Source organism: Sulfuricurvum sp. IAE1, from assembly GCF_004347735.1.
Classification (GTDB): Bacteria; Campylobacterota; Campylobacteria; order Campylobacterales; family Sulfurimonadaceae; genus Sulfuricurvum.
Map to the genome: position 1 here is coordinate 1 of NZ_SLTI01000001.1, position 1,038 is coordinate 1,038.

Genomic DNA, 1,038 nt, shown 5'->3' on the forward strand with positions numbered 1-1,038 from the left:
CCCTCGAAACGCTCGAAGAGAAAATTTTTGCACTCGGTTAAAAGCGTCTCATCACCGTGCCGGACGGATATCGCTCCAGATCAGACCATGAACCTCGTTGGTAAAAACCAGTACCAGAGTCAACAACGGTATCACCGAAAATAAGAGCAAATTCCTGGTCGTAGTCCACTGGTCCTTGCGACTGAATTGGCTGGCGAAGACAAAATAGAATGCCGGCAAAGTTGCGATTCCCAGATATTCAAATTTTGCCCATAACACTTTATCCGCAATCGATTCAGCCACGCCCTCAAATACACGAAAGATCAACCATAACGAAACCGAGATCATCACCAGGGCAAAAGCCGTACCTCCTGGTTCTGCATGTTTCAGAATAATTACCAAAGCGATAAAAAGAGAGAGAACAGCCGACCCAAAAAAAATCAAGTCGACAATCAGGAAATTATAGATCATCCATTCGCCCTTCGAGTCTTATACCCTTATGTGTGTGGTTGGCTGTGGTGAATATACAATCAATCTTATTCAATTATAAAGGTTATTTCACGGTAAGGAAATCGATCTAGCTTGGAATAGAGAATGCCAGATATGGATACGAATGATGACAAATCCTTTTTTTAACCGTAGAATGTAGATGAAACAGCATTAAAAAAATATCTACTGGTATGAAATTAAGGATTAAGAGACCCTTCACGTAAAGAAGCCTGGCATGCAATTTCAATTTCGTTATACATCTGGACTATGGTTGTTCATGGTTTCTGCCATGATTATCCTGGTCTTATTAATATTCAGCTGGCGTTACAGAAGATCTTCAAGTGGGAGATGTTTCATCATATTAATGGTCTGTGCTTTTTTATGGGTATCCAACTTTATACTCGAAACTGCTTCGCTCACCCTGGCATGGAAAATATTCTTCGCCCGCATCGAATTCATCGGAATTACGTTCATTCCTGCAATGTGGTTCTTTTTGGTCAGAGAATTCACCAACCGCCGTATCTTGGGTGACAACTGGTTGGTGGTATTGGTCATCCCGGTCGTTACCAA

General features: G+C 41.7%; 2 protein-coding genes. One reads left to right on the forward strand and one right to left on the reverse strand.

Going from position 1 to position 1,038, the window contains the following annotated elements:
* Positions 1 to 51: 51 nt before the first annotated feature.
* Positions 52 to 450, reverse strand: coding sequence for a histidine kinase N-terminal 7TM domain-containing protein (locus E0765_RS00005; RefSeq protein ID WP_132811170.1), 399 nt, complete (start codon positions 448 to 450; stop codon positions 52 to 54).
* A gap of 307 nt (positions 451 to 757) precedes the next feature.
* Here E0765_RS00005 and E0765_RS00010 point away from each other — a divergent pair.
* The coding region (locus E0765_RS00010) for a histidine kinase N-terminal 7TM domain-containing protein (protein ID WP_223175654.1) at positions 758 to 1,038 on the forward strand (281 nt) is incomplete at its 3' end.